The 3,659-nt window shown below is 66.7% G+C and carries 5 protein-coding genes; all 5 read left to right on the top strand.

From position 1 onward, the window contains the following. Window positions 1-748 (top strand): CTP synthase (locus tag PHQ87_RS14945; RefSeq protein WP_300236064.1); only part of this gene is annotated, 748 nt, incomplete at its 5' end. Window positions 749-760: 12 nt separating this feature from the next. Continuing rightward, window positions 761-1,615, top strand: coding sequence for a 3-deoxy-8-phosphooctulonate synthase (gene kdsA, locus PHQ87_RS14940; protein WP_300236062.1), 855 nt, complete (start codon window positions 761-763; stop codon window positions 1,613-1,615). A gap of 42 nt (window positions 1,616-1,657) precedes the next feature. Then, a complete protein-coding gene (gene eno / locus PHQ87_RS14935; RefSeq protein ID WP_300236060.1) occupies window positions 1,658-2,944 on the top strand; it encodes a phosphopyruvate hydratase in 1,287 nt (428 codons plus the stop codon). Between the two features lie 47 nt (window positions 2,945-2,991). After that, the gene (locus tag PHQ87_RS14930) at window positions 2,992-3,276 is read left to right on the top strand and encodes a septum formation initiator family protein (RefSeq protein ID WP_300236057.1); all 285 of its coding nucleotides are present in this window, start codon (window positions 2,992-2,994) and stop codon (window positions 3,274-3,276) included. Between the two features lie 3 nt (window positions 3,277-3,279). Then, window positions 3,280-3,659: AAA family ATPase (locus tag PHQ87_RS14925; RefSeq protein ID WP_300236054.1), on the top strand; the 380-nt coding region annotated here is incomplete at its 3' end.

Below are 3,659 nucleotides of genomic sequence, written 5' to 3'. Positions count from 1 at the left end.
CGATCTCTCCGACGCCTACAAGTCGGTCAACGAGGCCCTCAAGCACGGCGGCATGCAAAACCATGTCCGGGTGAAAATCGACCACGTCGACTCCGAGACCATCACCGATGCCAACGCCCGCGAGAAGCTGGGCGGCTACGATGCGATTCTGGTGCCAGGCGGCTTCGGCTCGCGTGGCGTCGAGGGCAAGATTTCCACGGCACGCTTTGCACGCGAGAACAAGGTGCCCTACCTCGGCATCTGTCTGGGCATGCAGGTGGCCACCATCGAGTACGCCCGCGACGTGGCCGGCCTGGCCGGCGCCAACTCCACCGAGTTCGATCCGACCTGCCGGCACCCGGTGATCGCGCTGATCACCGAGTGGAAGGACGCCGACGGCAACATTTACCAGCGCGATGAACACTCCGATCTGGGCGGCACGATGCGACTGGGCGCACAGTCGTCCGATGTGCAGCCAGGCACGCTGGCACACCGCATCTACGGCGACGTGGTGACCGAGCGCCACCGCCATCGCTACGAGGCCAACGTGCAGTACCTCGACCAGTTGCGCAAGGCCGGCCTGGTGATCTCGGCCCTCACCCAGCGCGAGCAACTGACCGAAATCATCGAATTGCCGTCCGAGGTACACCCCTGGTTCATCGGCGTGCAGTTCCACCCCGAGTTCAAGTCCACGCCCTGGGACGGTCACCCGCTGTTCAATGCCTTCATCAGGGCGGCGATGGTCCACCAGCAGTCGCGCCAGACCTGAGGCAGCAAGGCCATGAAACTCTGCGGATTCGACGTTGGCCTGGCGCACCGCTTCTTCCTGATCGCCGGCACCTGCTCCATCGAGGGCCTGCAGCGGTCACTGGATGTGGCCGGCCGGCTCAAGGAGATCTGCACCGCCCTGGGCATCCCGCTGATCTACAAGGGTTCCTTCGACAAGGCCAACCGGTCCTCGGGCACCAGCCAGCGCGGCGTCGGCCTGGACGCCGGCCTGAAGATCCTCGACGAGGTGCGCCGCCAGACCGGCCTGCCGGTGCTCACCGACGTGCACGAAGCCGCCCAGGTGGCCGAAGTGGCCAGTGTGGTCGACGTGCTGCAGACGCCGGCCTTCCTGTGCCGCCAGACCGATTTCATCCGCGCCGTTGCCCAGTCGGGCAAGCCGGTGAACATCAAGAAAGGCCAGTTCCTGGCGCCCTGGGACATGGCCAATGTCATTGACAAGGCCCGCACTGCCGCCCGTGAAGCCGGTCTGTCCGAGGACCGCTTCCTGGCCTGCGAGCGCGGCGTCAGCTTCGGCTACAACAACCTGGTGGCCGACATGACCAGCCTGGCCGAGATGCGCAAGAGCGGCGCACCCGTGGTGTTCGACGTGACCCACTCGGTGCAGAAGCCCGGCGGCCTGGGCTCGGCCAGCGGCGGCGCCCGGGAGATGGTCCCCGTGCTGGCCCGCGCCGGTGTGGCCGTGGGCGTGGCCGGCCTGTTCATGGAGACCCATCCGAACCCGGCCGAGGCCTGGTCCGATGGTCCGAACGCCGTGCCGCTCAGGCACATGCAGGCCCTCCTGGAAACCCTGGTCACACTGGACGATGTGACCAAGCGCCAGGGCTTCCTCGAAGACCATTTCAATTGAGACCGACACACCTCACCCCATTGCAAACATCGAAAGGAAACCATGAGCGCCATCGTTGACATCGTCGGCCGCGAAGTGCTGGACAGCCGCGGCAACCCCACCGTCGAATGCGACGTCCTGCTGGAGTCCGGCGTGATGGGTCGCGCCGCCGTCCCCTCCGGCGCCTCCACCGGCAGCCGCGAGGCCATCGAGCTGCGTGACGGCGACAAGAGCCGTTACCTGGGCAAGGGCGTGCTCAAGGCCGTCGAGCACATCAACACCGAGATCAGCGAAGCCGTGCTGGGCCTGGACGCCTCCGAGCAAGCCTTCCTGGACAAGACCCTGATCGACCTGGACGGCACCGAGAACAAGAGCCGCCTGGGCGCCAACGCCATGCTGGCCGTTTCCATGGCCGTGGCCCGTGCCGCCGCCGAAGAGGCCGGCCTGCCGCTGTACCGCTATTTCGGCGGCATGAGCGCCGTGCAGATGCCGGTGCCGATGATGAACGTCATCAACGGCGGCGCACACGCCAACAACAACCTCGATCTGCAGGAATTGATGATCATCCCCGTGGGCGCACCCAGCTTCCGCGAGGCCCTGCGCTGGGGTGCCGAGGTGTTCCACGCCCTCAAGAAGATCATCCACGACAAGGGCATGAGCGTGGCCGTCGGTGACGAAGGCGGTTTCGCCCCGAACGTGGACAGCCACGAGGCCGCCCTGCAGCTGCTGCTCGACGCCATCAGCGCCGCCGGCTACACCCCGGGCGAGCAGATCGCCCTGGGCCTGGACTGCGCCTCCAGCGAGTTCTACAAGAACGGCAAGTACCACCTCGACGGCGAAGGCCTGGTGCTGAGCGCCGAAGAGTGGACCAACATGCTCGCCGCCTGGTGCGACAAGTACCCCATCGTGAGCATCGAGGATGGCATGGCCGAAGGTGACTGGGACGGCTGGAAGATCCTGACCGAGCGCCTGGGCAAGAACGTGCAGCTGGTGGGCGACGACCTGTTCGTCACCAACACCAAGATCCTCAAGGAAGGCATCGACAAGCACATCGCCAACTCGATCCTGATCAAGATCAACCAGATCGGCACCCTGACCGAGACCTTCGCCGCCATCGAAATGGCCAAGCGCGCCGGCTACACCGCCGTCATCAGCCACCGCTCGGGCGAGACCGAGGACAACACCATCGCCGACATCGCGGTGGGCACCAATGCCGGCCAGATCAAGACCGGCTCGCTCAGCCGTTCCGACCGCATGGCCAAGTACAACCAGTTGCTGCGCATCGAGGAAGACCTCGGCGACGTGGCCGTGTACCCGGGGCGCGATGCGTTCTACAACCTGAGGGGATGACGAACGGCGTGCCGCGCCGGTGCGTGGCAAGGCTACACTGACACGCCATGGGCCGACGCCTGATCCCGTTTCTGCTGCTGGGCCTGCTGCTCGTTTTCCATGCCCAGCTCTGGCTGGGGCGGGGCAGCGTTCCCCAGGTCGCAGCCCTCAAGCGCGAGCTGGCCACCGTCGAGGCGGCCAACCGCGAGGCGCAGGCGCGCAACGAGCGCCTGGCCAGCGAGGTTCAGGACCTGCAAGAGGGCCTGGACATGGTCGAGGAACTGGCGCGCCGGGAACTGGGCATGGTCAAGCCCAACGAAATTTTCGTTCAGGTCGCCAGCGGCCGCCCCTGACCGGTGGCCACCCCTGTCGTCACGCTCATCGGTGGCGAATCCACCGGCAAGTCCACGCTGACCCGCACGCTGGCCGGGCACCTGTCCGCCCGCCATGGCCTGCGCTGTCGGCAAGTTGACGAGCACCTGCGCCAGTGGTGCCAGCAGGCCGGCCGAGCCCCCCTGGCCCATGAGCAGGCCGCGCTGGCCACCCGGCAGGCCGAGCTGATCGCCGAGGCGGCCGCGGCGGACGACGCCGACATCGTCATCGCCGACACCTCGGCCATGGTGGTGGCCGCCTACAGCGCGCTCTACTTCGACGACGACGCACTCTGGGCCGATGCCCTGGCCTGGCAGCGCGGCTACGACCTGACCCTGCTCATGGGCCTGGATGTGCCCTGGGT

The sequence above is a fragment of the Hydrogenophaga sp. genome (assembly GCF_028698005.1).
GTDB lineage: Bacteria > Pseudomonadota > Gammaproteobacteria > Burkholderiales > Burkholderiaceae_C > Hydrogenophaga.
This window is presented reverse-complemented; position numbering and strand designations above follow the sequence as displayed.

What these genes read in the sequence shown, in the direction of transcription:
- kdsA (WP_300236062.1), top strand. Translation starts at nt 761, where the DNA reads ATGAAACTCTGCGGATTCGACGTTGGCCTGGCGCACCGCTTCTTCCTG.
- eno (WP_300236060.1), top strand. Translation starts at nt 1,658, where the DNA reads ATGAGCGCCATCGTTGACATCGTCGGCCGCGAAGTGCTGGACAGCCGC.
- PHQ87_RS14930 (WP_300236057.1), top strand. Translation starts at nt 2,992, where the DNA reads ATGGGCCGACGCCTGATCCCGTTTCTGCTGCTGGGCCTGCTGCTCGTT.